The sequence below is a fragment of the Streptomyces rimosus genome (genome assembly GCF_008704655.1).
GTDB lineage: Bacteria > Actinomycetota > Actinomycetes > Streptomycetales > Streptomycetaceae > Streptomyces > Streptomyces rimosus.
The window spans coordinates 2,781,251-2,805,077 of the sequence record NZ_CP023688.1 but is presented as its reverse complement, the minus strand read 5'-3'; the positions used below and the strand labels follow the sequence as shown (position 1 = coordinate 2,805,077).

The window sequence follows — 23,827 nt, the reverse complement described above, 5'->3', positions numbered from 1 at the left end:
CTTGCCAATCTGACGCCGGTCGCGCCACCGCACCCTACGGCGCGGTGGCGGGAAACGCACTGCCTGTCTGCTAGTTGAGAAGGCTGCCCTGCAGTTCCGCGCGCAGGTCCGGTGTGAGCACCGTGCCCGCGCGGTCGACCAGCAGGGCCATCTCGTAACCGACGAGGCCGATGTCGCACTCCGGGTGCGCCAGTACGGCCAGCGACGATCCGTCGGAGACGGACATGATGAAGAGGAAGCCGCGCTCCATCTCCACCACGGTCTGATTGACGCTCCCGCCTTCGAAGATGCGGGAGGCGCCGGAGGTCAGCGAGGTGAGGCCGGAGGCCACCGCCGCCAACTGATCGGCTCTGTCCCGAGGGAAGCCCTCGGACATGGCGAGGAGGAGACCGTCCGCGGAGACCACGACCGTGTGGGACACACCGGGGGTGTTGTCCACGAAGTTGGTGATCAACCAGTTCAGGTTCTGCGCCGCCTGGCTCATCGGGCTCACACTAACGCTCCTGATCGTAGGTGCTGCCGGGGCCGAAGCCCTGTTGGTCATTCTGGGGGACCTCCTGGTCCGTGCCCACGTTGCGTCCCTGCTGGACCCCGCGCCGCAGGTTGCTCAGCCGGCCGCGGACGTCCTCCGGAGCGCGGGAGACCTGCGGGCCGCCCTGCGGGCTCTGCTCCGCCGTGCCCTCGACCAGGTTGGCCTTGGGCACCCGCCGGGGCAGACCGGAGGAAGTGACTCCGCCCGCCTTCGGCTCGCGCAGCCGCTCCGCCCGCTGCCAGCGCTCGTCGTTGGCCGAGCGCCACTCGGAGCCGTCCGAACCGGACTCCGGCGCGTTCCCCTGCGGGGCGGCCGCCGGGTCCTCCTGGGCCCGGGGCCTGGAGGACGCCTCCTCGAACGGCTGCCACTGCTGCTGAGCCTGCGGCTGGCCGGCTCCGCGGCGCGGAAGGCCGGCGTCGGTCAGCGACGGGGCGTCGTTCGGGGTGGGATCCGGACGCTCGAATGCTACGCGGTCCGGGCTGTCCGCGGGAGCGGCCGACGGATTCCGGTCCGATTCCGTTTCCGGGCCCGAATAGCCGGTGTACGCTCCGTTTTCGGGCCAGTCGTCCCGCGGCCGCGTCTCGTACGGCACGTACGGCTGCTGGCCGGCGGCCTCGTCGCGACCGACTTCGGCAAGTCCCTGGCCCAGCGGCTGCCCGGCGTCGTACGCCCCGTGCCCAGGTTCCGCATACGGCTGTCCCGGCTGGTTCCCGTACCCCGCGCCACCGTGCTGCGCCGGGTCCTGGAACAGCTGTGCCGACGGATCCTGGTACGGCTGTCCCGACAGGTCCTGGTACGGCTGCTGCGCGGGATCGTGCGCCCGGTTCTGGGCGCCCGCGCCACCGGCCTGCGCCTCCAGCGCCGCCCGGCGCTCCTCGCGCAGCAGCGAGCGGTTGACCGGGTCGAGCGGCGTGGCGCCGCCCTGCTGCCCGAAACCGGACTCGTCGAAGCCGAGTTCCGCGGCCGAGCGGCCGTCGCCGGCGTATCCGCCCTGCTCGTGCTCGGGGACGATCCGGGAGACCGTGAAGTCGTCGTCGTAGCCCTCCTCGCCGCCACCGCCGTGGGTGATGGCCTCGGGGAGCATGACGAGGGAGGTGGTGCCGGCCTGCTCGCCGGACGGGCGCAGCTGGACGCGGATGCCGTGCCGGTCGGCGAGGCGGCCGACCACGAACAGGCCCATGCGCTGGGAGACCGAGGCGTCCACGGTCGGCGGGTTGGCCAGCTTGTGGTTGATGTCCGCGAAGTCCTCGGGGGTCAGCCCGATGCCCTTGTCGTGGATCTCGATCATGACCCGGCCGTCCGGCAGCCGGGTGGCGGCGACCCGCACCTTGGTCTGCGGCGAGGAGAACGTGGTGGCGTTCTCCAGTAGCTCGGAGAGCAGGTGCACGAGGTCGGTCACGGCGGTGCCGTGGATGTCGCCGTCCGGCACGCCGGACAGCTCTATTCGCTCGTACGACTCGACCTCGGAGGTCGCCGCGCGCAGCACGTCGATCAGCGGCACCGGCTGGTTCCAGCGCTGGCCCGGCTCCTCGCCCGCGAGAATGAGGAGGTTCTCGCCGTTGCGCCGCATACGGGTGGCCAGGTGGTCCATCCGGAAGAGGTTCTCCAGCTGGTCCGGGTCGGCCTCGTTGTTCTCCAGCTCGGTGATCAGGGTGAGCTGGCGCTCGATCAGGCCCTGGTTGCGCTGCGAGAGGTTGGTGAAGATCGCGTTGACGTTGCCGCGCAGCAGCGCCTGCTCGGCGGCGAGCCGGACCGCCTCCCGGTGCACCTGGTCGAAGGCGCGGGCCACCTCGCCGATCTCGTCGGTGGTGTGGATCGGGATGGGCTGTACGCGGGTGTCCACGCGGCCCGGGTCCGTACGGGAGAGCTGGTCGACCAGGCTCGGCAGCCGCTGCTCGGCGATGCCGAAGGCCGCCGTGCGCAGCCGGCTCATGTTCCGGCTCATCCGCCGCGCCATCATGCCCGCCACCAGGAAGGCGATGACCAGCGCGGCGATCACGATCGCGGAGTCGACGAAGGTGGACCGCTGGGCGTCCGAGGAGATCGCGGCCGCCTCGTCCACCGCCTTGTCGGCGAGGTCCTTCTCGATGGCCCGGTACATGTCGAACGTGCCGGTGGCCGCGGTGAACCAGCTCTCCGGCGTGATGCCCTGCGCCGCGAGCTGCTGCGGCGAGGCGCCGGAGGCGATGGCGTTCACCATCGCGTCGAAGGCCGGCGGCGCCTTGAACGGCCGGCCCGCGGTCTCCGCGCGCTCGCGCGCCTTGGCGACCTCCTGCGCGCCCCGCTGCTTGAGCTTGGCCGCGTCGTCCTTCAGCCGCTGGACGTCCTCGGGGGTACCGCCGGAGGTGTATTCGCCGATGGCGATGTTCTCCAGGTACTTGTACGAGGCGAACGCGGTCAGCTGCTTCTTGTGCTCCTTGCCGCCCTGCGGGGACGCCGGGTCGACCAGCAGGTGGGTGCCGATGGAGCGGGTGAGCGACTCGGCGGCCTTGGCCAGCGAGACGGCGTAGACCGTGCGGCCGTAGGAGGTGATGTTGCCGGTGCCCAGGCCCAGCTCGTTGGCGAACTCCATCAGCGGGTGCTGGATGGCGACGTAGCCCTCTTCGGTCTGCACACCGGGCAGCTGCGGGGTGTAGGCGGCCTCGCGCAGCTTCTGCAGGCCCGGCTCGGCCTTCTGGAAGGCGGCCAGGCGGCGCTTGAGGCCGTCCTTGTCGGGCATCTCCTTGACCGCGGCGTGGAACGCCTGCGCCGCGGTGTCGGTCGCCGTGCGTGCCTCGCGTACGGCCGCGTCGTCGCGCTTGCCGGAGAGCAGCGGCTCGGCGGTGCGGTCGCGCTCGTCGATGATGGCGTGGCTGTAGGCGGCGGCGGCCCGTACCAGCTTCGCGGTGTTCTCGGCGTCCCGGGCTTCCTGCCAGGTCTCGACCGAGCTGTTGACGCGCAGGCCGCCGAAGACCAGGGCGACGAGTACGGGGATGAGCAGGATCGCGTTGAGCCGGGTGGCCACGCGCCAGTTGCGCGGGCGGAACCGTCCGCCGCTCACCGGGGCGGTGGCGACCTGGCTCTCGGCCGTGCCGGGGGCCGGCGCCGCGCTGTGCGACGGTGGCGTGAAGTTGCCCCGCCGCGGTTCCTGCGGCTCGGGGCTCGACCTGCTTCGCCTCACTCGACCAACAACCTCTCGGCGCCGGCACCGCGCTCTTTTGCACCGTGCCGTTTTCTTCGGGGCCTTACTACTCCGGAGTTCAGCGAATTTCAGCACGTCAGGACCGTGCGTTCCAAACACTGGGCAAAAGCGGAGCAACGCGCTGAGCGGCGCAGATAAAAGGGGCGTTAAGGGCGAGCGGCGGCAAAAGGCGAGAGAAATGTGCGCACAGCGGAGCCGCGTGTGCGCGCCGGGTGTCCGCGGCGGGCGAATTCTCTGTCGAAACGTTATGAACGCGCGGGGCGGCGTGGCCAAGGACACAGATCCCGTGACGGCGTACGGGAACCGGTGTGCGCCCGCGACCTTTCCGGCGCCCGGGGGCGCCGGTCCGGTCTTCTCGTCGCCCGGGGCAACTTACCCGTGGGCGAGGCGACTTCGGAAGGTCACTTCAGGCGGGCCATGAGGGCGTGTTCGACGAGGGTGATGAGGGCGCTCTTGGCTTCGCTGCGGTGGCGTGCGTCGGTGGTGATGATCGGTGCATCGGGGCCGATCTGGAGTGCTTCGCGTACTTCGTCGGGGGTGTAGGGCTGGTGTCCGTCGAAGCCGTTGAGGGCGATGACGAAGGGCAGGCCGCTGTTTTCGAAGTAGTCGACGGCGGGGAAGCAGTCGGCGAGGCGGCGGGTGTCGACCAGGACGACGGCGCCGATGGCGCCGCGGACGAGGTCGTCCCACATGAACCAGAAGCGGTCCTGGCCGGGGGTGCCGAACAGGTACAGGATCAGGTCCTGGTCCAGCGTGATGCGGCCGAAGTCCATCGCCACGGTCGTCGTGGTCTTGTCCTGGACATGGCTCAGGTCGTCGATCCCCGCCGAGGCGGAGGTCATCACGGCCTCCGTACGCAGCGGGTTGATCTCCGAGACGGCCCCGACGAACGTGGTCTTGCCCACGCCGAAGCCGCCCGCCACCACGATCTTCGCGGAGGTGGTGGACCCGCCGCCCTGACCGGTGGCGGGCCCGGCTCCGTCAGAGCTTGCGAAGTCCACTGAGCACCCTTTCCAGCAGCGTCACGTCGGGCGTACCGCCGGCCTCGGTGCTGCCGCCCGGCTGGTGGATCGCCACCATGCCGGCCTCCGCCAGGTCCGCGACCAGGATCCGGGCCACTCCCAGCGGGATGTGCAGCAGCGCCGAGACCTCGGCGACCGACTTCACCTCGCGGGTCAGGTGGCAGATGCGCTGGTGCTCCGGCAGCAGGCCGGGCAGCTGGGACGGGTCGGCGGTCGTGCTGACCAGCGCCTCGATGGCGAGCTGGTAGCGCGGCCGGGTCCGTCCCCCGGTCATGGCGTACGGGCGGACCAGCGGCTGGTCACCTTCGCCCCCGTACGGCGCTTGGCTGTAGGCGCCGTACGGGCCGGGCGAGGCAGGTGGCGGGGTCATGGGGTCCTCCGGACGGGACAACTGACTGTCGTCGGGTTGGGCCGGTGGGGGGTGCGGCACGGTGGGCGGTGGGTCGGGTCGTGACGTTCGGCGGGACTCAGTGCAGCAGGCTGCCCTGGAGCTCGGCGCGCAGGTCCGGTGTGAGCACCGTGCCTGCGCGGTCGACCAGCAGGGCCATCTCGTAACCGACGAGGCCGATGTCGCACTCCGGGTGCGCCAGTACGGCCAGCGACGATCCGTCCGAGATGGACATGATGAAGAGGAAACCGCGCTCCATCTCCACCACGGTCTGGTTGACCGCGCCGCCCTCGAAGATGCGGGACGCACCGGAGGTCAGCGAGGTCAGCCCGGACGCCACCGCGGCCAGCTGGTCGGCCCGGTCGCGCGGGAAGCCCTCGGACATGGCGAGGAGCAGTCCGTCCGCGGAGACCACCACCGTGTGGGACACCCCGGGGGTGTTGTCCACGAAGTTGGTGATCAACCAGTTCAGATTCTGCGCCGCCTGGCTCATCGGACTCAACTAACGCTCCTGCTGGTGAGTGGGGTCGACAACGCCGTGGTTGCCGGTGGAGGCGTTCTCCTCGGCCCGGTAACGGCCTTGCTGGATACCCCGGCGAAGGTTGGTCAGACGGCCGCGTACGTCGTCGGGCGCACGCGAGACCTGCGGACCGGTCTGGTTCGACTGCTGCTGCGCGGTGCCGGCGACCAGGTTGGCGCGCGGCACGCGGCGGGGCAGCCCGGAGGTGGTGACGCCGCCCGCGGCGGGCTGGCGGATCTGCTCCGCCTGCCGCCAGCGCTCGTCGTTGGGCGAGGCGCGCCACTGGCCGCGGTCGTCGGCGCCGGCCCCGTTCAGGCTCAGGCCCGCGCCGGACGTACCGCCGGACGCGGCACCGGTCGCGGCGCCGGGCTCGCGGCGCGGCAGCGGCGGTGCCTCGGAGTGCTCCGCCGTCGGGGCCGCCGGCTCGTCACCGGCCTGCTGCGGCACGGAGGCGCCGGACGCCGGGTGGCTGAACCAGTTCGACTCGATGGTGTCGAAGATCGGCGTACGGCCGTCGCCCGGACCGGCCGGCGAACCGCCGCCGAGCAGGTCGCCGGAGCCGTCGGCCGGGCGCTCCCGCTCCTGGGGCGGCATCGCGAACTCGCCGGTGCCCTGCGGCGACCCGCTCTGCAGGTCGGCGGGCAGGGCGAACTCGCCGGTGGTCCCGGCGCCCTGCTGCTGCGGCGCGCCGCCGAAGGCGCTGCCCGCGTTGGCGTCGTACCCGTTGTTCTCGTACGAGCGGTCGCCGAACCCGGCCTCCGGGCGGGCGAACTGCCCGGTGTCGCCGGGACCCTGCGGGGACTCGCTGCGCAGGTCGGCGGGGAGTGCGTACTCACCGGTGGTCTGCTCGCCGTGCTGCGGAGCGCCGGTACCGAAGGCGTCCGGCCGCGCGAACTCGCCGGTGTCGCCGGGGCCGCGGCCCTGCGTACCGCCGACGGCGGGCGGCGGGGCGTCGAAGTCGGGACGGGCGAACTCGGCCGTGTCGCCGGGGCCGCCGGCCGCCGGCCGGGCGAAGGCGCCGGTCTCCGGCTCCTCGTGGCCCCGCGGCCGGTCCTGCTCCTGGCGGGGCGCCATCGGCCAGTCGTCCGCGGCGCCGCGCTCGCGGCGGGCGCCCCAGCTCGTGGTGCCGGGCTGCGGGGCGTCACCCGCGTCGGCACCGCCGGTCAGCTCCGCCGCCGCGCCGCGCTGCGGCAGCTGCGGGCGCTCGTCGTGGCGGGGCGCGCCGGTGGGTGGCGCGACCGTCGGCATCTGGGAGGTGTCACCGGCACCCGCGCCCGCGTTCGCGCCGGCCGGCGCGCCACGGGTCGGCAGCGCCGGACGCCCGTCGCCCATCTGACCAGTGTTGGGAGTGCTCTTCGCGGGGCCCGCGGGCGGGTTGCCCGTACGGCCGCCCGGGGCGCCGAACGCGCCGGCACCCGGACCGCCCTGGCCACCGGGGCCGCCCGGACCGCCGCGGCCCGGCAGCGCCGGACGCGCGCCGCCCGCGCCGACCTGGCCGCGCGGCTGGAGGCCGGCGAGGCGGTTGGCGGAGGCGTTCGGGGTGCTGGGCTTGCCCTCGCCGTGCCCGGCGCCCGGACCGCCCTTGCCCGGCTGCGGCTTCTTGCCGCCCTGGGCGACATCGACCGGCAGCATGACCAGCGCCGTCGTACCGCCCGAGTCGGACGGCCGCAGCTGGATACGGATGCCGTGCCGCAGCGACAGGCGGCCGACCACGAACAGACCCATGCGGCGGGAGACCGAGACGTCCACCGTCGGCGGGCTGGCCAGCCGCTCGTTGATCGCGGACAGGTCCTCGGGCGACAGGCCGATGCCGGTGTCGTGGATCTCGACCAGGACGCGGCCGTCGGGCAGCGCGTGACCGGTCACCTTGACCTTGGTCTGCGGCGAGGAGAAGGAGGTGGCGTTCTCCAGCAGCTCGGCGAGGAGGTGGACGAGGTCGTTGACGACCCGGCCGGCGACCTCGGTCTGCGGGACAGCGCTCAGTTCGATGCGCTCGTACTGCTCCACCTCGGAGGCGGCGGCACGCAGCACGTCGACCAGCGGGACCGGGCGCGTCCAGCGGCGGCCCGGCTCCTCGCCCGCGAGGACGAGGAGGTTTTCGCCGTTACGGCGCATACGGGTCGCGAGGTGGTCCAGCTTGAACAGCGAGGACAGCTGGTCCGGGTCGGCCTCGCGGGACTCCAGTTCGGAGATCAGCGACAGCTGGCGCTGGATCAGGCCCTGGCTGCGGCGCGAGAGGTTGGTGAACATCGCGTTGACGTTGCCCCGCAGCAGCGCCTGCTCGGACGCCAGCCGGACGGCTTCGCGGTGCACGTCGTCGAACGCCGCGGCCACCTTGCCGATCTCGTCGCGGCTGTGCACGCCGACCGACTCCACGGAGGTGTCCACGTCCTGCGGGTCCGACTCGGACAGCTGCTTGACCAGCTCGGGCAGGCGCTCCTGGGAGACCTTCTGCGCGGTGTCCTGGAGGCGGCGCAGCGAGCGCACCATGGACCGGGACACGACGAACGCGCCGACCAGCGAGATGCCGAGGACCAGCAGGATCAGCGCACCGTTGATGATCGCTTCGCGCGTCGCGTCGTTGCGCAGCTCGCGGGATGTCTGCTCCATCTGCGAGAGCAGCGAGCTCTCGATCTTCGACATCTCTTCGATCTTGACGGTGTCGGTGTCGTACCAGTCGAGGTACTTGTAGTCCTCACTGCGGATGCCGTTGTCGCTGGCAAACGCCCGGTGCGCGAAGGCGACGGCCGCCTTGATGTCGTCGTTGTTGCCGTCCAGGCCCTTGGTGAGGTCGCTGGCGCCCTCGGAGATCTGGGAGAAGCGGTCACGGGCCGCCTTCTCGTTGTCCTCGGCGGTACGGCCGGCCAGCCGGTCGTTGGAGGACAGCTGCGCGCCGCCCTTGTGCGCGAGACCGGCGCTGACGATGGCGCGCTGCATCGACGCGTACTCCTTGGCGGAGGAGAACGCCGCCAGCGCACGGGTCGAGCGGATCATCTCGGGGTTGCTGGTCGCCTGCGCCATGTCCTGGGACAGCGCGAGCAGCGAAGTGATCAGCTGGTTGTAGCTGCTGACCGTACGGGCCGAGTTGTCGGCGTCCTTGTACGCGTTGTTGCGGATCTCGTTGAGCGTGTTGAGCTGACGCCCGATGTCCAGCAGGGTCGCCTGCACGCCGGCCATCGCCGGGTCGTCGCGCTGGACGCTGCCGGTGGCCTTGTTGAACGCCAGCTTGGCGCGGTCGGTGGCCTCGCGCGGCGCGACGACGTTGGCGTCGTCCTTGATGTTGCCGCTGCCCGCGATCGGACCGGCCGACTTGTCCCGCTCGACCTGGAGCGCACTGGCCAGCTCGGTGGCCTGCCGCGTCATCTCGGTGAGCAGCTGCATCTTGTCGAGCTGGTCGATGTTCTCCAGCGACGTGTTGATGCGCATGCCGCCCAGCGTGGTCGCGGCGATGACGGGGAGCGCCAGCAGGGAGACCAGGCGGGTGCTGATGCGCCAGTTGCGCATGGCGATGCGCGCCCCGGGGCCGCTCGGCTCCTTGGCGTCCTTGGCCGGCTTGGGCGCGGCGCCGTCGGCGGAGTCGCCGCCGGCCGCCGGGCCGGTGCGCGGGCCATGCTGGGGCGAGGAGGCGCGGTCGCTTCCGCCGCGCAGCTCCGGGTCCGCCGCAGCTTCCCCTTGGCCCTGGCGGGCCTGGGGAGACCCATCCCTCTTGAAACGTCCCTGCACTAGCGTCGCAACCTCTGGACCAGGCGTCCCTCCGCGTCAACGGCGGGACGGTTGTCGAGTCGTAGGGGACCGGAGCCCCCGTTTGGCGGTCGTGAGTGACCGGCGAGCTGCCCTCTCTGGCCGAGAGAGCGGCACCACCGCGCGGCGCTTCGCTGCGCCCCCTGCGCGCCGTCCGGCGGATACCTGCGGCGGTCCGTGGAATTCCAGCACAGTGCCGGATCTCCAACAAGGGCGGTGCGGCCCCATGGGACATGCGTGACGCAATGTACGGGACACGTCACCGCACGTAGAGAGTGACGCGGCCGATAACGGACTTATGCCCGCGAGTCGCTCACGCGTGCCCCCTGTCCCAGGTGCGGTGATCGGGAGCGGAACGTGGGCTTCAATCCAGCAATGTCCGTTTCGCCCGTGGATGTTGATCATGAGAAATGCGGCATTTGTCACACACTTCGTGAGCAAACTCACAGGCGCCCTGTCGACTTTCCCGAAGCGCCGCGGGGAATAGCGCGCATAGCCTGACGCTTTACACAGTTGCCCGAAATGACAAGGCCGCAATCCCGGAACTTTCCCGGACGGCCCTGTTTCCCGACGTCCCTACGCGAGGCCGAAGCAGTGAAGACCACGATGATGTTCCGCAACATAGCCAACCCGCGGCGCACCACCCTCGCGCATCTCAAGGATGCCGACGAGCTGCAGAGCGCCACGGCCGAGGCGCCGGAGCACGCCGTCGAACTGCCCACGCAGACCGCCAACCCGCGCCGCACCGTCCTGAAGGTCGCCCCCGCGCCGCACACCGTTCCCGCGCAGGCCGCCGCGCCGGAAACGGCCGTGGACGCGGCCGTGTGACAAAGGGGACGCGGGCCGGCCGCGCCCCCGCGATAGCCTGGAGTGTCAACTCCGGCCAGTGATCAATGAGGGGCAGCGGCAACCCGTGCGCATCGCCAGATTCTCCATCGACGGCAACGTCGGCTTCGGCGTCCTCGACGGCGACGAGATCGACGTCATCAAGGGACACCCTTTCGCCGAATTCGAGCGCTCGGGCCACAAGGTCCCCTTGGACAAGGTCCGCCTGCTGCCCCCGGTCCTGCCCAACAAGGTCGTCGCGGTCGGCCGCAACTACGCCGCCCACGCCCGTGAGCTGGGCAACGAGGTCCCGGATGTGCCGGTCACCTTCTTCAAGCCCTCCACCTCGGTGATCGGCCCCGGCGACCCGGTGCTCTACCCCTCCTTCTCCCAGGAGGTCCACCACGAGGCCGAGCTCGCCGTCGTCATCGGCCGGATGTGCCGCGAGGTCCCGCGCGAGCGCGTCAAGGACGTCATCCTCGGCTACACCTGCGCCAACGACATCACCGCGCGCGACGTACAGCAGCGCGAGTCCCAGTGGGCGCGGGCCAAGGGCTTCGACACCTCCTGCCCGCTCGGCCCCTGGGTCGAGACGGAGCTGGACCCGGGCGACCTGACGATCATGTGCACCGTCAACGGCGAACAACGTCAGCTCGGCCGCACGAGCGAGATGGTCCGCTCCGTCGAAGACCTGATCGTGCACATCACCGAGGCGATGACGCTGCTCCCCGGCGACGTCGTCCTCACGGGCACCCCGGCCGGGGTCGGCCCCCTCCAGGACGGCGACGAGGTCGCCGTCCACATCGAAGGCATCGGCACTCTCACCAACAAGGTGATCAAGCGTGGCTAACGCGACCCCCGTCCGCGTCCGTTTCTGTCCCTCCCCGACCGGCAACCCCCACGTGGGCCTGGTCCGCACCGCCCTGTTCAACTGGGCCTTCGCCCGGCACACCCAGGGCACCATGGTCTTCCGCATCGAGGACACCGACGCGGCCCGTGACTCCGAGGAGTCCTACAACCAGCTGCTCGACTCGATGCGCTGGCTGGGCCTGGACTGGGACGAGGGCCCCGAGATCGGCGGCCCCCACGCGCCGTACCGGCAGTCCCAGCGCATGGACCTCTACAAGGACGTCGCGCAGAAGCTGCTCGACGCCGGCCACGCCTACAAGTGCTACTGCTCCACCGAGGAGCTGGACGCCCGCCGCGAGGCCGCCCGCGCGGCCGGCAAGCCCTCCGGGTACGACGGCAAGTGCCGCGCGCTGACCGCCGACGAGATCACCGCGTACGAGGCCGAGGGCCGCGAGCCGATCGTCCGCTTCCGGATGCCGGACGAGCCGATCACCTTCACCGACCTGGTCCGCGGCGAGCTGACCTTCACCCCGGAGAACGTGCCCGACTACGGCATCCTCCGCGCCAACGGTGCCCCCCTCTACACGCTCGTCAACCCGGTCGACGACGCCCTGATGGAGATCACCCACGTCCTGCGCGGCGAGGACCTGCTGTCCTCCACCCCCCGCCAGGTGGCCCTGTACAAGGCCCTGATCGACCTGGGCATCGCCAAGTCGATCCCCCTCTTCGGCCACCTCCCGTACGTCATGGGCGAGGGCAACAAGAAGCTCTCCAAGCGCGACCCGCAGGCGTCCCTCAACCTCTACCGCGAGCGCGGTTTCCTCCCCGAGGGCCTCCTGAACTACCTCTCCCTCCTCGGCTGGTCCTTCTCCGCCGACCAGGACGTCTTCTCCATCGACGAGATGGTCGCGGCCTTCGACATCGCCGACGTCAACGCCAACCCGGCCCGCTTCGACCTGAAGAAGGCCGAGGCGATCAACGCCGACCACATCCGCCGCCTGGACGTGAAGGCGTTCGCCGAGGCCTGCCGCCCCTGGCTCCAGGCCCCCCACGCCAACTGGGACCCGGCCGACTTCGACGAGGCCGCCTGGCAGGCCATCGCCCCCCACGCGCAGACCCGCCTGACGGTCCTCTCCGACATCACCGCCAACGTCGACTTCCTGTTCCGCAAGGAGCCGGTCGAGGACGAGGCGTCCTGGAACAAGGCGATGAAGGGCGACCCGGTGGCCCTGCTCACCACCGCCCGCGAAAAGCTCTCGGCCGCCGACTGGTCCAGCGCCGAATCCCTCAAGCAGGCCGTCCTGGCGGCAGGCGAGGAACACGGCCTCAAGCTCGGCAAGGCCCAGGCCCCGGTCCGCGTGGCCGTAACCGGCCGCACCGTCGGCCTCCCGCTCTTCGAGTCCCTGGAAATCCTGGGCAAGGAGCGGACGCTGGCGCGCATCGACGCGGCGCTGGCGAAGCTGGGCGCGTAACGCGCGGCTTGTGCCGTACGCCGAAGGGGCGGCCACCGGGTGCCGGTGGTCGCCCCTTCGTATGTGGCGGGGCTGGATCACGCGGTCACCAGATCGATGACGTTGATCACGACGTGCCTGTTGGACACCACGTACTGGACGAAGCCTCCCTCGAACGTGGCCGACCAGCTGTCGTCCCGATGCCTTTTGGCGGGCGCGCCGAACGGATTCAGGCTGAGCCGTTTCTCCAACTCCTCCAAAGAGGCCCGCTGCGCGGCGCCCAGGGCCGCCTTGCACCGTGCGGCGCGGTCCGCGTACCTGATCACGTAAGCGGTCATGGGCACCTGCCGACGTCGATGGGACGGTTCTCGGCGTCGTACGCGTTGCCCTCGGCGTCCCGGAAGACCATGCCTTCCGTGTCCCCTCCCGCCAGGCGCTTGGCCATCTGCTCCACCTGATCCAGGTAGCCGGGCGTCGCGCACGCGCACGCGAAGGGGAACCATTTGTCGACGACCCGGTCCAGCTCCGCACGATCGAAATCCGCCGCCGCGCTGAGCCAGTCCTGCTCGAAGTACTGCAGCCAGTCCGGGCGCCGCTGCAACGCCGTGCGGATGGCGTCCGGAGTCCGCTCGCAGGCGGCCCGATCCACTTCGATCTCTCTGTCCATGGCCGGCGACCTCCGGTACGTGTAGGCAAGGCGGGACCCACGGTAGGCGGCGGTGGGGCACGCATCCGGGAGATCCGGGCTTCCGTGTCCCGACGGACGCGTCATGACCGGCGACGACCGAACCGTTCCGTTCCGCCCGTCGCCCTCAGGCCCCCGGCCATACGACGCTCCCCACCACGCCCGGCCGCAACGAGGCGAACCGTGCCGCGCGCTCCGGCGCCGTCACCGACATCCGGAACCCGCAGCTCACGGCGGCCACATCCGCCCGCCCGTCCTCATAGGCGAGCCCCCACGCAGCAACCCGCGCGTCCCGCAGCCCGCCGACGTCGTACTCCTCGACAACGGCGAAGAGACGGGGCGCGCTGGCGTCGACCAGGTCTTGGACCTCTTGGGCGAACCCCTCGGGAGGGTCGGGGAGGGGTGGGGGTGGGGATACGGTGGCCATGTGAAGTCTCCTAGCTGTTAGCGGAGTTGGCGTCTGGTATAGCTATATCTGAAAGCGCATAGGTCTATGCGGAATCGGCGGAAGGTATCCGTATTTCACTCGTGTGAGGGATAGAGGAGAGCGGTCTGTGGCTGCAACTGGACCGCCGACGCTGCGCCAGCGTCGGCTGGGTATCGAACTGCGTCGACTGCGTGAACGAGCGGGCATGAGTTCGACGGACGCCGCCGCAATGATCGGTATCCAACAAGCACGCATGAGCATGATCGAGGCTGGTCGGCATGGAGTCAGCGCCGACCGTGTGCGTGCGATGGCGCGTGGTTACTCCTGCGACGACGGCGACTTGGTCGAGGCTTTGGTGTCCATGACGGGGCGCCGTGAGCGGGGCTGGTGGGACGAGTACCGGGAGCTACTGCCCGCATCTGTTGTCGAAGTGGCGGAGTTCGAGCACCATGCTTCCGCGATCCGTGTGGCGGTGGTGGCGTCGATGCCGGGGCTGCTGCAGACGTCCGAGCACGCCCGAGCCATGTTCCGGCGCCGTGTGCCCACGCTCCGCCCTCATGAGGTAGAGCATCGGGCGACCTTCCGCATGAAGCGACAGGCGGTTCTGTATGACGATCCGCCGAAGCCGTACACCGCTGTGGTCCACGAGGCGGCACTGCGGTTGGAGTATGCCGGTGCCGACATCTCTCGACAGCAGCTCCTCTACCTCGTCGAGATGAGCGAGCGGCCCAATGTGTCCGTCCTGGTCATCCCCTTCGGCGCGAACGACTTCCCCGCCGTCGGGCAGCCGATCACCTACGCGGCCGGCCCAATCCCGCAGCTCAGCACGGTCGCTCTGGATGCTGACCATGGCTGCGAACACCTCACCGCGGAGGCGCAACTCGACCGCTACCGCGCAGTGTTGGACCGGATGGAAGAGGCCGCGCTTCCGCAAGGAAAGAGTCGCGACTTCATTCGCCGAATCGCCAAGAACATCTGAGAAGGGCAGAGACATGTACGCATGGCAGAAGTCATCGTTCAGCACCGACGCCGTCAACTGCGTCAACATCGCCGCCGCCCCCGACGGCACCGTGCGCCTCCGGGAGAGCGACGATCCACAAGTGGTCCTGTCGGCCACCCGCGACGGGCTGGCCGCGTTCCTGGCGGCGATCAAGGAGAGCGGTGTGGGGCGAACTGCGAGGGGGTGAAGCCCGACACGTCCCGCCTGACCTGGCAGAAGTCCTCGTACAGCAACGAGGGCGGGGACTGCATATACGTCGCCGCCGCGCCCGACGGCACCGTACGCCTCCGGGAGAGCGATGACCCGGAGGTGATCGTGTCGGCCACCCGTCACGGGTTGACTGCGTTCCTGGCGGTGACCAAGGAGAGCGGCGTGGAACGGACGATGAAGGGGTGGAGCCCAGCATGTCACGCCTGACCTGGCAGAAGTCCTCGTACAGCAACGCGGCGGTGAACTGCGTGAACATCGCTGTCGCACCTGGCGGCACCGTATGCCTCCGGGAGAGCGACGACCCGGAGGTGATCCTGTCGACCACCCGTGAGGGCCTGGCCGGGCTCGTGGCGGCGATCAAGAGGAGGTGAGGCGCAGCATGAACTGGCAGAAGTCCTCGTACAGCAACGAGGGCGTCAACTGCGTGGACATCGCCGCCGCCCCCGACGGCACCCTCCGCCTCCGCGAGAGCGATGCCCCGGAGACGGTCCTGCCGGTCACCCGCGACGGCCTCGCCGCATTCCTGGTCGCGATCAAAGGGCATGGGGCGCGCCCGCCCGTACGTAACCGCTGAGCCCGACCGGGGCCCGGTAAGCCGACCGCCGGCCCCGGACCCCCACGCCACCCCCGGCGCGCCCGCGCGCCCCCGTCTCAGCAGACTTCGACGCGCTTGTACTTGCCCCAGTCGCTGTGGTGTCGGTAGCTCGCGCCGTGCCTCAGCGTGTGGCAGTCGAAGGGGCCGAACGAGCCGACCACGCGGACGCGCATCGTGCGGCCGCAGGTGTTCTCTACGCGGGCTTCCCAGTAGCGGCCCACCACGGTGAAGACGTTGCGCTTGACGCAGGCGGGCGCCGTTCCGTTCGCGGAGGCCGGGGCGGCGGTCACCAGGCTGCCGAGGCCCAGGCCGGCCACGGCCATCCCCACCACGGCGGCACGCTTCATATCGATCACTGGCCGATCACTCCCCGTTGTAACGCGGCGGAGCGCGGACCGCGCCCCGCAGGGCGACAGGATGCCATGACCTTGACGTGCGCAGGGCAAAAGCGAAGGTCCCGCGCGGTTCGCCCCGGTACGGTCGATGCCATGACCATCGATGCCGTCCTCTGGGACGTGGACGACACCCTCTTCGACTACACGGGTTCCGACCGCGCGGGGGCGCTGCGGCACATCGAGGCCGAGGGGCTGCTCGGGGCGTACGCGGACGCGGAGTGCGCGCTCGGGCGGTGGCGGGAGTGCATGGAGGTCGCCTTCGCCCGCTTCCTCGCGGGGGAGGTGGGATTTCTGGAGCATCGCCGGGAGCGGGCTCGGTCCTTCCTCGGGAAGCCGTTGAGTGATGACGAGGCCGATGCCTGGTTCGGGCGGTACGTCGCGCTCTACGAGGCGGCCTGGACGCTCTTCCCGGACTCCGTCCAGGCCCTCGAAGCGCTCGCCCCGCTGGCCCGGCAGGGCGTGCTGTCGAACTCCTCCGTCGCCAATCAGGACCGCAAGCTGCGGGCGCTGGGCATTCGTGATCACTTCGAGGTGGTGCTGTGCGCCGACGAGGTGGGGTACGCGAAGCCGGCGGCCGCGGCGTTCCGGGCGGCCTGTGATGCGCTGGTGCTGGCGCCCGAGCGGGTCGTCTACGTAGGGGACAAGCTGGACGTGGACGCCATCGGCGCCCGGGACGCCGGGCTGGGCGCGGTGTGGGTGGACCGGACCGGGGAGCGGGGCGAGGTGCCGGACGGCGTCACGCGGATCGGAGGGCTGGCCGAGCTGCCCGCGCTGGTGCGCGGCCTTATCGGTTTTGGAGCGTCGTCCACCTTCGGGTAATGTTCTTTCTGCGCCGCCCGGGCGGGCCGAAAGGCCGGGCCGGGAAGCGCAAGCCGAACAAGACTCCGCAGGGAGTTGCGTTTTGGTGGGCTATGGTGTAATTGGCAGCACGACTGATTCTGGTTCAGTTAGTCTAGGTTCGAGTCCTGGTAGCCCAGCAAGAGATCTTCTGAAGTTCTCTTGATCGCGCAGTGCAAGCCCCCGTTGTGTAGCGGCCTAGCACGCCGCCCTCTCAAGGCGGTAGCGCCGGTTCGAATCCGGTCGGGGGTACAGATCCTTTCTCTCCGTCGCCTTCGGGTCGCTCCCGGATGCGACGATGCAAGGATCGCTAGGGCCCCCGTTGTGTAGCGGCCTAGCACGCCGCCCTCTCAAGGCGGTAGCGCCGGTTCGAATCCGGTCGGGGGTACTGGTCTAAACCACCATGGGCTATGGTGTAATTGGCAGCACGAGTGATTCTGGTTCATTTAGTCTAGGTTCGAGTCCTGGTAGCCCAGCGCGAAACCGCAGGTCAACTGCGGTTCTGCAGAGCGAGCCCCCGTTGTGTAGCGGCCTAGCACGCCGCCCTCTCAAGGCGGTAGCGCCGGTTCGAATCCGGTCGGGGGTACGCATACGGAAGGCCCTTCCCGGCAGGGAGGGGCCTTTCCGCATGGGGCCGATGGCCCCGGCTCACGCGTCGCTGCCGAAGCGGCGGTGCGACTCCTCCGCCTCCGCGAGCCGCCGCAGGCTCAGCAGCACCGGCTCCAGCAGTACGGTCAGCGCCACCGCGGCCTCCACCTGCTCGGCCGGCGTCTCGTACTCCTCCACCAAGTCCAGGTCGGCGACGGCCAGTTCGCCCGCGATCCGGGCGTACGGCAGTACGTTCTCGACGGCGTGCGGATAGCCGAGCCGGGCCAGCGCGGCCAGGGCGTTCACCAGCATCCCGTACGCGGGGGAGGCCGGGCCCGTCTCCAGCCCGTACCGCCAGCCCAGGCGGTGCAGCAGCTCGTCCGCCGTCCGGCGCGCGGCGGCGGTCTCCGGGGTCTCCGTCTCGGGGCCCGGGTCGTGCGGCAGGGCCCAGACGGCCGCGCCGAGGCGCATGTGGTGGTCCAGCGACTCGTCCTCGACCGCGGCCAGGACCTCGCGCGCGGTGGCCACCGGCATCTTCCCGACCTGGACCAGCGCCCGCACCAGGCGCAGCCGGCGCAGATGGGCGTCCCCGTACTCGGCCGTGGTGGCGGTGATCCGCTCGCCCGGCGGAAGCAGCCGTTCCCGCAGGTAGTACTTGATCGTCGCGGTGGGCACCCCGCTGCGTTCGCTCAGTTCCGCCAGTCGCATCCCTTGCACCCTTCCTTGGAGAGTGTCACTATCCAACCATGGATAGTGCCGCTATCCAAAGAAGTGGAGAGGCAGGAGATCGCCATGGGGGACAAGGTCGTGCCGGGGAGCGCGGTGGCGGACGTCGACGGGGAAGTGGTCGTCTTCATGATCGGGATGCGCATCAACCGGCTGTGGGCGGTGCGCAGTTGGCTGCCGGCGCTGCTCGCGATGCCGCCCATGCTCAAGGAGCTGGCGGCCGATCGGAGTTCGGGGCTGCTCGGGTACCGGGCGCTGGGCGGCGGGTCGCGCCTCTTCGGCGTCGTCCAATACTGGGAGTCGCGGGAGAAGTTGTACGCGTACGCCTCCGACCCGGACCGGCGGCACCGCCCCGCGTGGGCGGCGTTCAACCGCCGCGCGCGGCGCGGCGGCGGGGGAGTCGGCATCTGGCACGAGACGTACGTCGTGCCGGCGGGCGCGTACAGCACGTTCTACAGCTCGATGCCGCCGACCGGGCTCGGCGCCGCGTACGGTGTCACGTCCGGCCGGCGTGGGGCGCACGGCGCCGCCGTGAGCGTGGCGTAGACGGGGTGCGATACGGCCGACCGGCCGGTGCGGGCGTCGTGCCCGCACCGGCCGGTCGGCGTTTTAGCAGGTCGGCAGGTGTCCCGGCAGCTCAGCCGGTACGGCGCAGCGCCTCGCTGAGCCGGGCGGCGGCGTCGATGACCGCCTGGGCGTGCATCCGGCCCGGGTGCCGGGTCAGCCGCTCGATCGGTCCGGAGACCGAGACGGCGGCGACCACGCGGTTCGAGGGGCCGCGTACGGGGGCGGAGACCGAGGCCACGCCCGGCTCGCGCTCGCCGATCGACTGGGCCCAGCCCCGGCGCCGTACGCCGGACAGGGCCGTGGCCGTGAAACGCGCGCCCTGGAGGCCGCGGTGCAGCCGCTCCGGCTCCTCCCAGGCCATCAGGATCTGCGCCGCCGAGCCGGCCTTCATGGGGAGCGTGGAGCCGACCGGGACGGTGTCCCGCAGTCCGGACAGCCGTTCCGCCGCGGCCACGCAGATGCGCATGTCGCCCTGGCGCCGGTAGAGCTGCGCGCTCTCGCCCGTCACATCGCGCAGGTGGGTGAGCACCGGTCCGGCCGTGGCCAGCAGGCGGTCCTCGCCGGCCGCCGCGGCCAGCTCGGAGAGCCGCGGGCCGAGGATGAACCGGCCCTGCATGTCCCTGGCCACCATCCGGTGGTGTTCCAGTGCCACGGCCAGCCGGTGGGCCGTGGGCCGTGCGAGCCCGGTCGCCGTGACCAGCCCGGCGAGGGTGGCCGGACCGGACTCCAGAGCGCTCAGTACCAGAGCTGCCTTGTCGAGAACGCCGACGCCGCTAGAGTTGTCCATGCAACGATACTCGCGTCTCACAGTGTGAAACGCAAGTTCAAAGTTCCGGCGAACCCGCCAATCTGTATCCACGGCCCCCGACCAGGGCCCGGCACGACGTCCGGTGCAGGGGGACGGGCGCTGCGCACACAGTCGAGTTGGGCCGGCGATGCGGCCGGCCGGAGGGAAAGCGATGGGACGGACACTCGCGGAGAAGGTCTGGGACGACCACGTCGTCCGGCGCGCGGAAGGCGAGCCCGACCTCCTCTTCATCGATCTGCACCTGCTGCACGAGGTCACCAGCCCGCAGGCGTTCGACGGCCTGCGCAAGGCCGGCCGCTCGGTGCGGCGCACCGACCTGACCATCGCCACCGAGGATCACAACACCCCCACCCTCGACATCGACAAGCCCATCGCCGACCCGGTCTCCCGCACCCAGCTGGAGACGCTGCGCAAGAACTGCGCGGACTTCGGGGTGCGGCTGCACCCGCTGGGCGACGTGGAGCAGGGAGTCGTCCACGTGGTGGGACCGCAGTTGGGACTGACCCAGCCGGGCACCACCGTGGTCTGCGGCGACAGCCACACCTCCACCCACGGCGCGTTCGGCGCGCTGGCCTTCGGCATCGGCACCAGCCAGGTCGAGCACGTGCTGGCCACCCAGACGCTGCCGATGGCGCCGTTCAGGACCATGGCCGTCACCGTCGAGGGCGAGCTGCCCGAGAGCGTCACCGCCAAGGACCTGATCCTGGCCGTCATCGCCCGGATCGGCACCGGCGGCGGCCAGGGCTATGTCATCGAGTACCGCGGCGAGGCCATCGAGAAGCTCTCGATGGAGGCCCGGATGACCATCTGCAACATGTCCATCGAGGCGGGCGCCCGGGCCGGGATGATCGCCCCCGACGAGACCACCTTCGCGTACCTGAAGGGGCGCCCGCACGCCCCCGAGGGTGCCGACTGGGACGCCGCCGTCGCGTACTGGAAGACGCTGCGCACCGACGACGACGCGGCCTTCGACCACGAGGTCGTCATCGACGCCGCGGAGCTGGCGCCGTTCGTCACCTGGGGCACCAACCCGGGGCAGGGCGCGCCGCTTTCGGAACGCGTCCCCGACCCCGCTTCGTACGAAGACGCATCGGAGCGTCACGCCGCCGAAAAGGCTCTGGAATACATGGGGTTGACGGCGGGTCAGGCGCTGCGCGACATCCGGGTGGACACCGTCTTCGTAGGTTCGTGCACCAACGGGCGGATCGAGGATCTGCGCTCCGCGGCCGAGGTCGTACGGGGCCGCCGGATCGCCGACGGGGTGCGGATGCTCGTCGTCCCCGGCTCGGTACGGGTCGCCCTCCAGGCGGTCGAGGAGGGGCTCGACAAGGTCTTCACCGAGGCCGGTGCCGAGTGGCGGCACGCCGGCTGCTCGATGTGCCTGGGCATGAACCCGGACCAGCTGGCCCCCGGCGAGCGCTCCGCCTCCACCTCCAACCGCAACTTCGAGGGACGGCAGGGCAAGGGCGGCCGCACCCACCTGGTCTCGCCCCAGGTCGCCGCCGCAACGGCGGTTCTCGGCCATCTCGCATCGCCGGCCGACCTGTCCGACGCCGACGTACGCACGCCCGCGGGAGTCTGAACCATGGAAGCTTTCACCACGCACACCGGCCGGGCCGTCCCGCTGCGCCGCAGCAACGTGGACACCGACCAGATCATCCCCGCGCACTGGCTCAAGAAGGTCACCCGCGACGGCTTCGAGGACGGGCTCTTCGAGGCGTGGCGCAAGGATCCGGAGTTCGTGCTGAACCAGGAGGCGTACCGCGGGGCGACGGTCCTGGTCGCCGGTCCCGACTTCGGCACCGGCTCCTCGCGCGAGCACGCGGTGTGGGCGCTGCAGAACTACGGCTTCAAGGCCGTCATCTCATCGCGTTTCGCGGACATCTTCCGGGGCAACTCGCTGAAGAACGGACTGCTGACCGTGGTGCTGCCGCAGGAGACCGTCGAGGCGCTGCAGAAGCTCGCCGAGGCGGACCCCGCGGCCGAGGTCACCGTCGACCTCGTCGGCCGGCAGGTCCGGGCACCGGGCATCACCGCAGGGTTCGAGCTGGACGAGAACGCGCGTTGGAGGCTGCTGGAGGGCCTGGACGACATCAGCCTCACTCTTCGGGAGGAGGAGGCCATCGCCCGGTACGAGGCGAACAGGCCGTCGTTCAAGCCGCGTACGGTAGTAGTCTGACCTCGGGTTTTTTGGCTCAAAGCCTTATTGCGTACGATGCGCCCCTTGCTGGTTGGCAGGGGGCGCATCGGCGTGTGGAGGCGTCTGTTGAGGCCCCGTGAAGCGACAACTCGCCGCAGATGGCACAATTAGCGCATGGAACGCGACGACCAACTCGAGCTCTACGGTCTCGTCGCCGACCGACTCAAGGACGCACACACACGAGTGCGGACACTGCAAGTCCCGGAGGGCGTACGCATGGCGCTGACCCGGAAGCTGCTCGTCATCACGGCGGCGGCGAAACACGATCTGGCGGACGCGGCAAGGCGTCTGGAGTGGTTCATGAACGACCTCGACGAGGGTCGCTTTCCCGAAGACGTGCACGCCGACGGAACTCCGTGAAGGTCGAGTTCGTTGCGGCACAAGGGTGATTAGCCCGTTTCGTGTTTGATTTGCGGTATATATCTGCCTAACGTGCGAAAAGGCTTGAACACTTTCGTTCCAGCAATGTCTCCGAAGGGGAAGACGTGAACAAGGCGCAGCTCGTAGAAGCCATTGCCGACAAGCTCGGCGGCCGTCAGAACGCCGCGGACGCGGTGGACGCGGTACTGGACGCAATCGTCCGTGCAGTTGTCTCCGGCGACCGCGTATCGGTCACCGGTTTCGGTTCGTTCGAGAAGGTGGACCGTCCGGCCCGCTACGCCCGCAACCCGCAGACGGGTGAGCGGGTCCGGGTCAAGAAGACCTCGGTGCCCCGTTTCCGTGCCGGTCAGGGCTTCAAGGACCTGGTCAGCGGCTCGAAGAAGCTCCCGAAGAACGACGTGGCCGTCAAGAAGGCCCCCAAGGGCAGCCTTTCCGGTGGTACTTCCACCCGCTCGACCGTGAAGAAGGCCGCGGCCAAGAAGGCCACCGCCAAGAAGACGGCGACGAAGACCACCGCCACCGCCAAGAAGGCCACGCCGGCGAAGAAGACGACGGCCGCGGCGAAGAAGGCCACGCCGGCGAAGAAGACCACCGCCACGGCGAAGAAGGCGACGGCCAAGAAGACCACGGCCACCGCCAAGAAGGCCACCACGGCCGCGAAGAAGGCCACCCCGGCCAAGAAGGCCACCACCACCGCCAAGAAGGCGACGGCCAAGAAGACCGCGCCCGCGACCAAGGCGACGGCGAAGAAGGCCCCGGCCAAGAAGACCACGGCCCGCAAGACCACCGCCAAGAAGACCACCGCCCGCAAGCGGTAATCAGCAGCGGCGACGCCACGCGTCGGGCCGGACTCCCCCCGGGGAGCCCGGCCCGCGGTGCGTCGTACCCGCGTGTCCAGGGCGCGTACCGGCGCCGTCCAGGGCGATCGGCCCGCGGGCGCCGTTTAGGGTGGCCCCATGCAGGCCACCGCGTACACCTACGACGCCCAGACCCGTTGCGGCAGCGTGCTGCTCGACGACGGCACGCCGCTGCCCTTCGACGCGGCAGCCTTCGACGCGGGCGGCCTGCGGCTGCTGCGGCCCGGTCAGCGGGTGCGCATCGAGGTCGAGGGCGAGGCCGGCAGCGGTACGGAAACCGACGGGCGCCGCATCGTGCTCGTCACGCTCCAGACGTTCTGACGCCTTCCAGGCCCGCGCGGTCCCGTATCCCCGGCACACAGCGGGCGGTGTACGGCCCCACGCCCAGTTCCAGCGCGGCCAGCAGATCCGCTCCGGTGTCCACGTCCCGGCGTACGGATTCGGTGCCCGGCAGCAGGATCTCGTGCGCCCCCGATTCGCGGTGCCGCGCCCGGGACGGCCCCCCGAAAGCGGGCGCCAATTCCACTCCGGGGGCCGCGGACAGCAGCGTCGTACCGATTTTCGCCGCATCCGCGAGAAATGCCCGGGGAAATGCGGCGGCGGCCGTCAGCACCCGGCTCAGTTCCCCCGGGCGCAACGCCGGGAGATCCGCGTTCAGCGCCGCCACGGCGGCCCCGGCGCGCCGTCGGCGCACCTGTGCCGCCCCATGGGCCAGCGCCGCGTTCAAGCCACGGCCCGGAACGTCCGCGAGGACGTGAGCGCCGAGGGCCGCGAGCCGTTCCCCGGCCGCCGGATCGTCCGTGACAACCGCCACATCCACGACGTCTTCGCAGGCCAGCACGGCCGTCACGGTGTCCAGCGCGAACGCCAGTGCCAACTGCGGCCGCAGCCGTTCCCCCACCGCCCCGGACAGCCTGCTCTTCGCCCGTACCAGGGGTTTCAGCGGGACGACCAGGCTCCATCCGGCGTCCGCTCCTTCACTTCGCATCGCCCTCATTCTCACCTGCCGTCACCGCCATCCGTGAGCGGCGGGGTTACGGTG

Annotated in this window: 28 protein-coding genes and 5 tRNA genes; 20 read left to right on the top strand and 13 right to left on the bottom strand. The window is 70.5% G+C overall.

Annotation, left to right across the window (positions count from 1 at the left end; all coding sequences use genetic code 11):
- Positions 1-70: 70 nt before the first annotated feature.
- The 6 genes from CP984_RS11390 to CP984_RS11365 all read right to left on the bottom strand — a co-directional run bounded on the left by CP984_RS11390 (position 71) and on the right by CP984_RS11365 (position 9,366).
- Entirely contained in the window at positions 71-484 is a 414-nt protein-coding gene (locus tag CP984_RS11390) for a roadblock/LC7 domain-containing protein (RefSeq protein WP_018087204.1), read from the bottom strand.
- A gap of 10 nt (positions 485-494) precedes the next feature.
- Positions 495-3,692 (bottom strand): sensor histidine kinase, encoded by a 3,198-nt coding sequence (locus CP984_RS11385; RefSeq protein ID WP_003986419.1) that lies wholly within the window; start codon positions 3,690-3,692, stop codon positions 495-497.
- A gap of 422 nt (positions 3,693-4,114) precedes the next feature.
- Complete coding sequence (locus CP984_RS11380) at positions 4,115-4,714, bottom strand: GTP-binding protein (RefSeq protein ID WP_003986418.1); 600 nt, start codon at positions 4,712-4,714, stop codon at positions 4,115-4,117.
- Positions 4,695-5,105, bottom strand: coding sequence for a DUF742 domain-containing protein (locus CP984_RS11375; protein WP_003986417.1), 411 nt, complete (start codon positions 5,103-5,105; stop codon positions 4,695-4,697). The genes CP984_RS11380 and CP984_RS11375 overlap by 20 nt, the downstream gene beginning before the upstream one ends.
- A gap of 97 nt (positions 5,106-5,202) precedes the next feature.
- Positions 5,203-5,616 (bottom strand): roadblock/LC7 domain-containing protein, encoded by a 414-nt coding sequence (locus CP984_RS11370; RefSeq protein ID WP_030184937.1) that lies wholly within the window; start codon positions 5,614-5,616, stop codon positions 5,203-5,205.
- 9 nt (positions 5,617-5,625) lie between these two features.
- A complete protein-coding gene (locus tag CP984_RS11365) occupies positions 5,626-9,366 on the bottom strand; it encodes a nitrate- and nitrite sensing domain-containing protein (RefSeq protein ID WP_030191499.1) in 3,741 nt (1,246 codons plus the stop codon).
- Positions 9,367-9,978: 612 nt separating this feature from the next.
- Here CP984_RS11365 and CP984_RS11360 point away from each other — a divergent pair.
- The 3 genes from CP984_RS11360 to gltX all read left to right on the top strand — a co-directional run bounded on the left by CP984_RS11360 (position 9,979) and on the right by gltX (position 12,530).
- Positions 9,979-10,212 (top strand): hypothetical protein, encoded by a 234-nt coding sequence (locus CP984_RS11360; RefSeq protein WP_003984723.1) that lies wholly within the window; start codon positions 9,979-9,981, stop codon positions 10,210-10,212.
- An 85-nt stretch (positions 10,213-10,297) separates the two neighbouring features.
- Complete coding sequence (locus CP984_RS11355; protein ID WP_003984722.1) at positions 10,298-11,059, top strand: fumarylacetoacetate hydrolase family protein; 762 nt, start codon at positions 10,298-10,300, stop codon at positions 11,057-11,059.
- Entirely contained in the window at positions 11,052-12,530 is a 1,479-nt protein-coding gene (gltX, locus tag CP984_RS11350) for a glutamate--tRNA ligase (protein WP_003984721.1), read from the top strand. The genes CP984_RS11355 and gltX overlap by 8 nt, the downstream gene beginning before the upstream one ends.
- A gap of 77 nt (positions 12,531-12,607) precedes the next feature.
- Here gltX and CP984_RS11345 read toward each other — a convergent pair whose 3' ends face one another.
- From CP984_RS11345 to CP984_RS11335, 3 genes are all read right to left on the bottom strand, one after another.
- Positions 12,608-12,847: a hypothetical protein gene (locus CP984_RS11345; protein WP_003984720.1), complete on the bottom strand. Its 240-nt coding sequence runs from the start codon at positions 12,845-12,847 to the stop codon at positions 12,608-12,610.
- Positions 12,844-13,176, bottom strand: a complete 333-nt coding sequence (locus CP984_RS11340) for a DUF6247 family protein (protein WP_003984719.1) — start codon at positions 13,174-13,176, stop codon at positions 12,844-12,846. The genes CP984_RS11345 and CP984_RS11340 overlap by 4 nt, the downstream gene beginning before the upstream one ends.
- Positions 13,177-13,321: 145 nt before the next feature.
- Entirely contained in the window at positions 13,322-13,621 is a 300-nt protein-coding gene (locus CP984_RS11335; protein WP_003984718.1) for a hypothetical protein, read from the bottom strand.
- Positions 13,622-13,748: 127 nt separating this feature from the next.
- On the opposite strand from CP984_RS11335, the gene CP984_RS11330 reads away from it, so the two are divergent.
- Genes CP984_RS11330 through CP984_RS11310 form a run of 5 tightly spaced genes read left to right on the top strand, consistent with a single transcriptional unit; the run spans position 13,749 to position 15,405 of the window.
- The gene (locus CP984_RS11330) at positions 13,749-14,600 is read left to right on the top strand and encodes a helix-turn-helix domain-containing protein (RefSeq protein WP_063604428.1); all 852 of its coding nucleotides are present in this window, start codon (positions 13,749-13,751) and stop codon (positions 14,598-14,600) included.
- A 13-nt stretch (positions 14,601-14,613) separates the two neighbouring features.
- Positions 14,614-14,808 carry a DUF397 domain-containing protein gene (locus CP984_RS11325; protein WP_003984716.1) on the top strand — a complete coding sequence of 65 codons (195 nt, stop codon included), beginning with the start codon at positions 14,614-14,616 and terminating at the stop codon, positions 14,806-14,808.
- Complete coding sequence (locus CP984_RS11320; protein ID WP_306464395.1) at positions 14,805-15,038, top strand: DUF397 domain-containing protein; 234 nt, start codon at positions 14,805-14,807, stop codon at positions 15,036-15,038. Before CP984_RS11325 ends, CP984_RS11320 begins: the two co-directional genes overlap by 4 nt.
- Positions 15,026-15,202 (top strand): DUF397 domain-containing protein, encoded by a 177-nt coding sequence (locus tag CP984_RS11315; RefSeq protein ID WP_059110729.1) that lies wholly within the window; start codon positions 15,026-15,028, stop codon positions 15,200-15,202. Before CP984_RS11320 ends, CP984_RS11315 begins: the two co-directional genes overlap by 13 nt.
- An 8-nt stretch (positions 15,203-15,210) precedes the next feature.
- On the top strand, positions 15,211-15,405 hold the full coding sequence (locus tag CP984_RS11310; RefSeq protein ID WP_003984714.1) for a DUF397 domain-containing protein: 195 nt from the start codon (positions 15,211-15,213) through the stop codon (positions 15,403-15,405).
- Positions 15,406-15,482: 77 nt separating this feature from the next.
- On the opposite strand, the gene CP984_RS11305 is transcribed toward CP984_RS11310, so the two are convergent.
- Positions 15,483-15,782, bottom strand: coding sequence for a hypothetical protein (locus tag CP984_RS11305; RefSeq protein WP_129820990.1), 300 nt, complete (start codon positions 15,780-15,782; stop codon positions 15,483-15,485).
- A 132-nt stretch (positions 15,783-15,914) separates the two neighbouring features.
- Between CP984_RS11305 and CP984_RS11300 the strand changes: the two genes are divergently transcribed.
- The 6 genes from CP984_RS11300 (at position 15,915) to CP984_RS11275 (ending at position 17,244) form a co-directional block, all read left to right on the top strand.
- Positions 15,915-16,640 carry an HAD family hydrolase gene (locus tag CP984_RS11300; protein WP_030184945.1) on the top strand — a complete coding sequence of 242 codons (726 nt, stop codon included), beginning with the start codon at positions 15,915-15,917 and terminating at the stop codon, positions 16,638-16,640.
- An 86-nt stretch (positions 16,641-16,726) separates the two neighbouring features.
- A tRNA-Gln gene (locus tag CP984_RS11295) sits at positions 16,727-16,798 on the top strand.
- 39 nt (positions 16,799-16,837) lie between these two features.
- Positions 16,838-16,910: transfer RNA gene (locus CP984_RS11290), tRNA-Glu, on the top strand.
- Positions 16,911-16,973: 63 nt separating this feature from the next.
- Positions 16,974-17,046: transfer RNA gene (locus CP984_RS11285), tRNA-Glu, on the top strand.
- Between the two features lie 16 nt (positions 17,047-17,062).
- Positions 17,063-17,134 (top strand) — tRNA-Gln (locus tag CP984_RS11280).
- Positions 17,135-17,171: 37 nt separating this feature from the next.
- Positions 17,172-17,244, top strand: a tRNA-Glu gene (locus CP984_RS11275).
- 62 nt (positions 17,245-17,306) lie between these two features.
- On the opposite strand, the gene CP984_RS11270 is transcribed toward CP984_RS11275, so the two are convergent.
- Positions 17,307-17,954, bottom strand: coding sequence for a MerR family transcriptional regulator (locus CP984_RS11270; protein WP_003984711.1), 648 nt, complete (start codon positions 17,952-17,954; stop codon positions 17,307-17,309).
- Positions 17,955-18,038: 84 nt separating this feature from the next.
- On the opposite strand from CP984_RS11270, the gene CP984_RS11265 reads away from it, so the two are divergent.
- Complete coding sequence (locus CP984_RS11265; protein ID WP_003984710.1) at positions 18,039-18,518, top strand: DUF4188 domain-containing protein; 480 nt, start codon at positions 18,039-18,041, stop codon at positions 18,516-18,518.
- A gap of 91 nt (positions 18,519-18,609) precedes the next feature.
- Here the strand turns inward: CP984_RS11265 and ndgR are convergent, their stop codons facing one another.
- Entirely contained in the window at positions 18,610-19,326 is a 717-nt protein-coding gene (gene ndgR, locus CP984_RS11260; RefSeq protein WP_003984709.1) for an IclR family transcriptional regulator NdgR, read from the bottom strand.
- Between the two features lie 172 nt (positions 19,327-19,498).
- On the opposite strand from ndgR, the gene leuC reads away from it, so the two are divergent.
- The 5 genes from leuC to CP984_RS11235 all read left to right on the top strand — a co-directional run bounded on the left by leuC (position 19,499) and on the right by CP984_RS11235 (position 23,106).
- A complete protein-coding gene (gene leuC, locus CP984_RS11255) occupies positions 19,499-20,929 on the top strand; it encodes a 3-isopropylmalate dehydratase large subunit (protein ID WP_003984708.1) in 1,431 nt (476 codons plus the stop codon).
- A 3-nt stretch (positions 20,930-20,932) separates the two neighbouring features.
- Entirely contained in the window at positions 20,933-21,526 is a 594-nt protein-coding gene (gene leuD, locus CP984_RS11250; RefSeq protein ID WP_003984707.1) for a 3-isopropylmalate dehydratase small subunit, read from the top strand.
- Between the two features lie 135 nt (positions 21,527-21,661).
- Complete coding sequence (locus CP984_RS11245) at positions 21,662-21,907, top strand: SCO5555 family protein (protein WP_003984706.1); 246 nt, start codon at positions 21,662-21,664, stop codon at positions 21,905-21,907.
- 125 nt (positions 21,908-22,032) lie between these two features.
- Positions 22,033-22,746, top strand: a complete 714-nt coding sequence (locus tag CP984_RS11240; protein ID WP_003984705.1) for an HU family DNA-binding protein — start codon at positions 22,033-22,035, stop codon at positions 22,744-22,746.
- 138 nt (positions 22,747-22,884) lie between these two features.
- Positions 22,885-23,106 (top strand): hypothetical protein, encoded by a 222-nt coding sequence (locus CP984_RS11235; protein WP_003984704.1) that lies wholly within the window; start codon positions 22,885-22,887, stop codon positions 23,104-23,106.
- Here the strand turns inward: CP984_RS11235 and cofC are convergent.
- On the bottom strand, positions 23,087-23,773 hold the full coding sequence (gene cofC / locus CP984_RS11230; RefSeq protein WP_043979971.1) for a 2-phospho-L-lactate guanylyltransferase: 687 nt from the start codon (positions 23,771-23,773) through the stop codon (positions 23,087-23,089). The two genes, CP984_RS11235 and cofC, sit on opposite strands and share 20 nt — an antisense overlap.
- Positions 23,774-23,827: the final 54 nt, after the last annotated feature.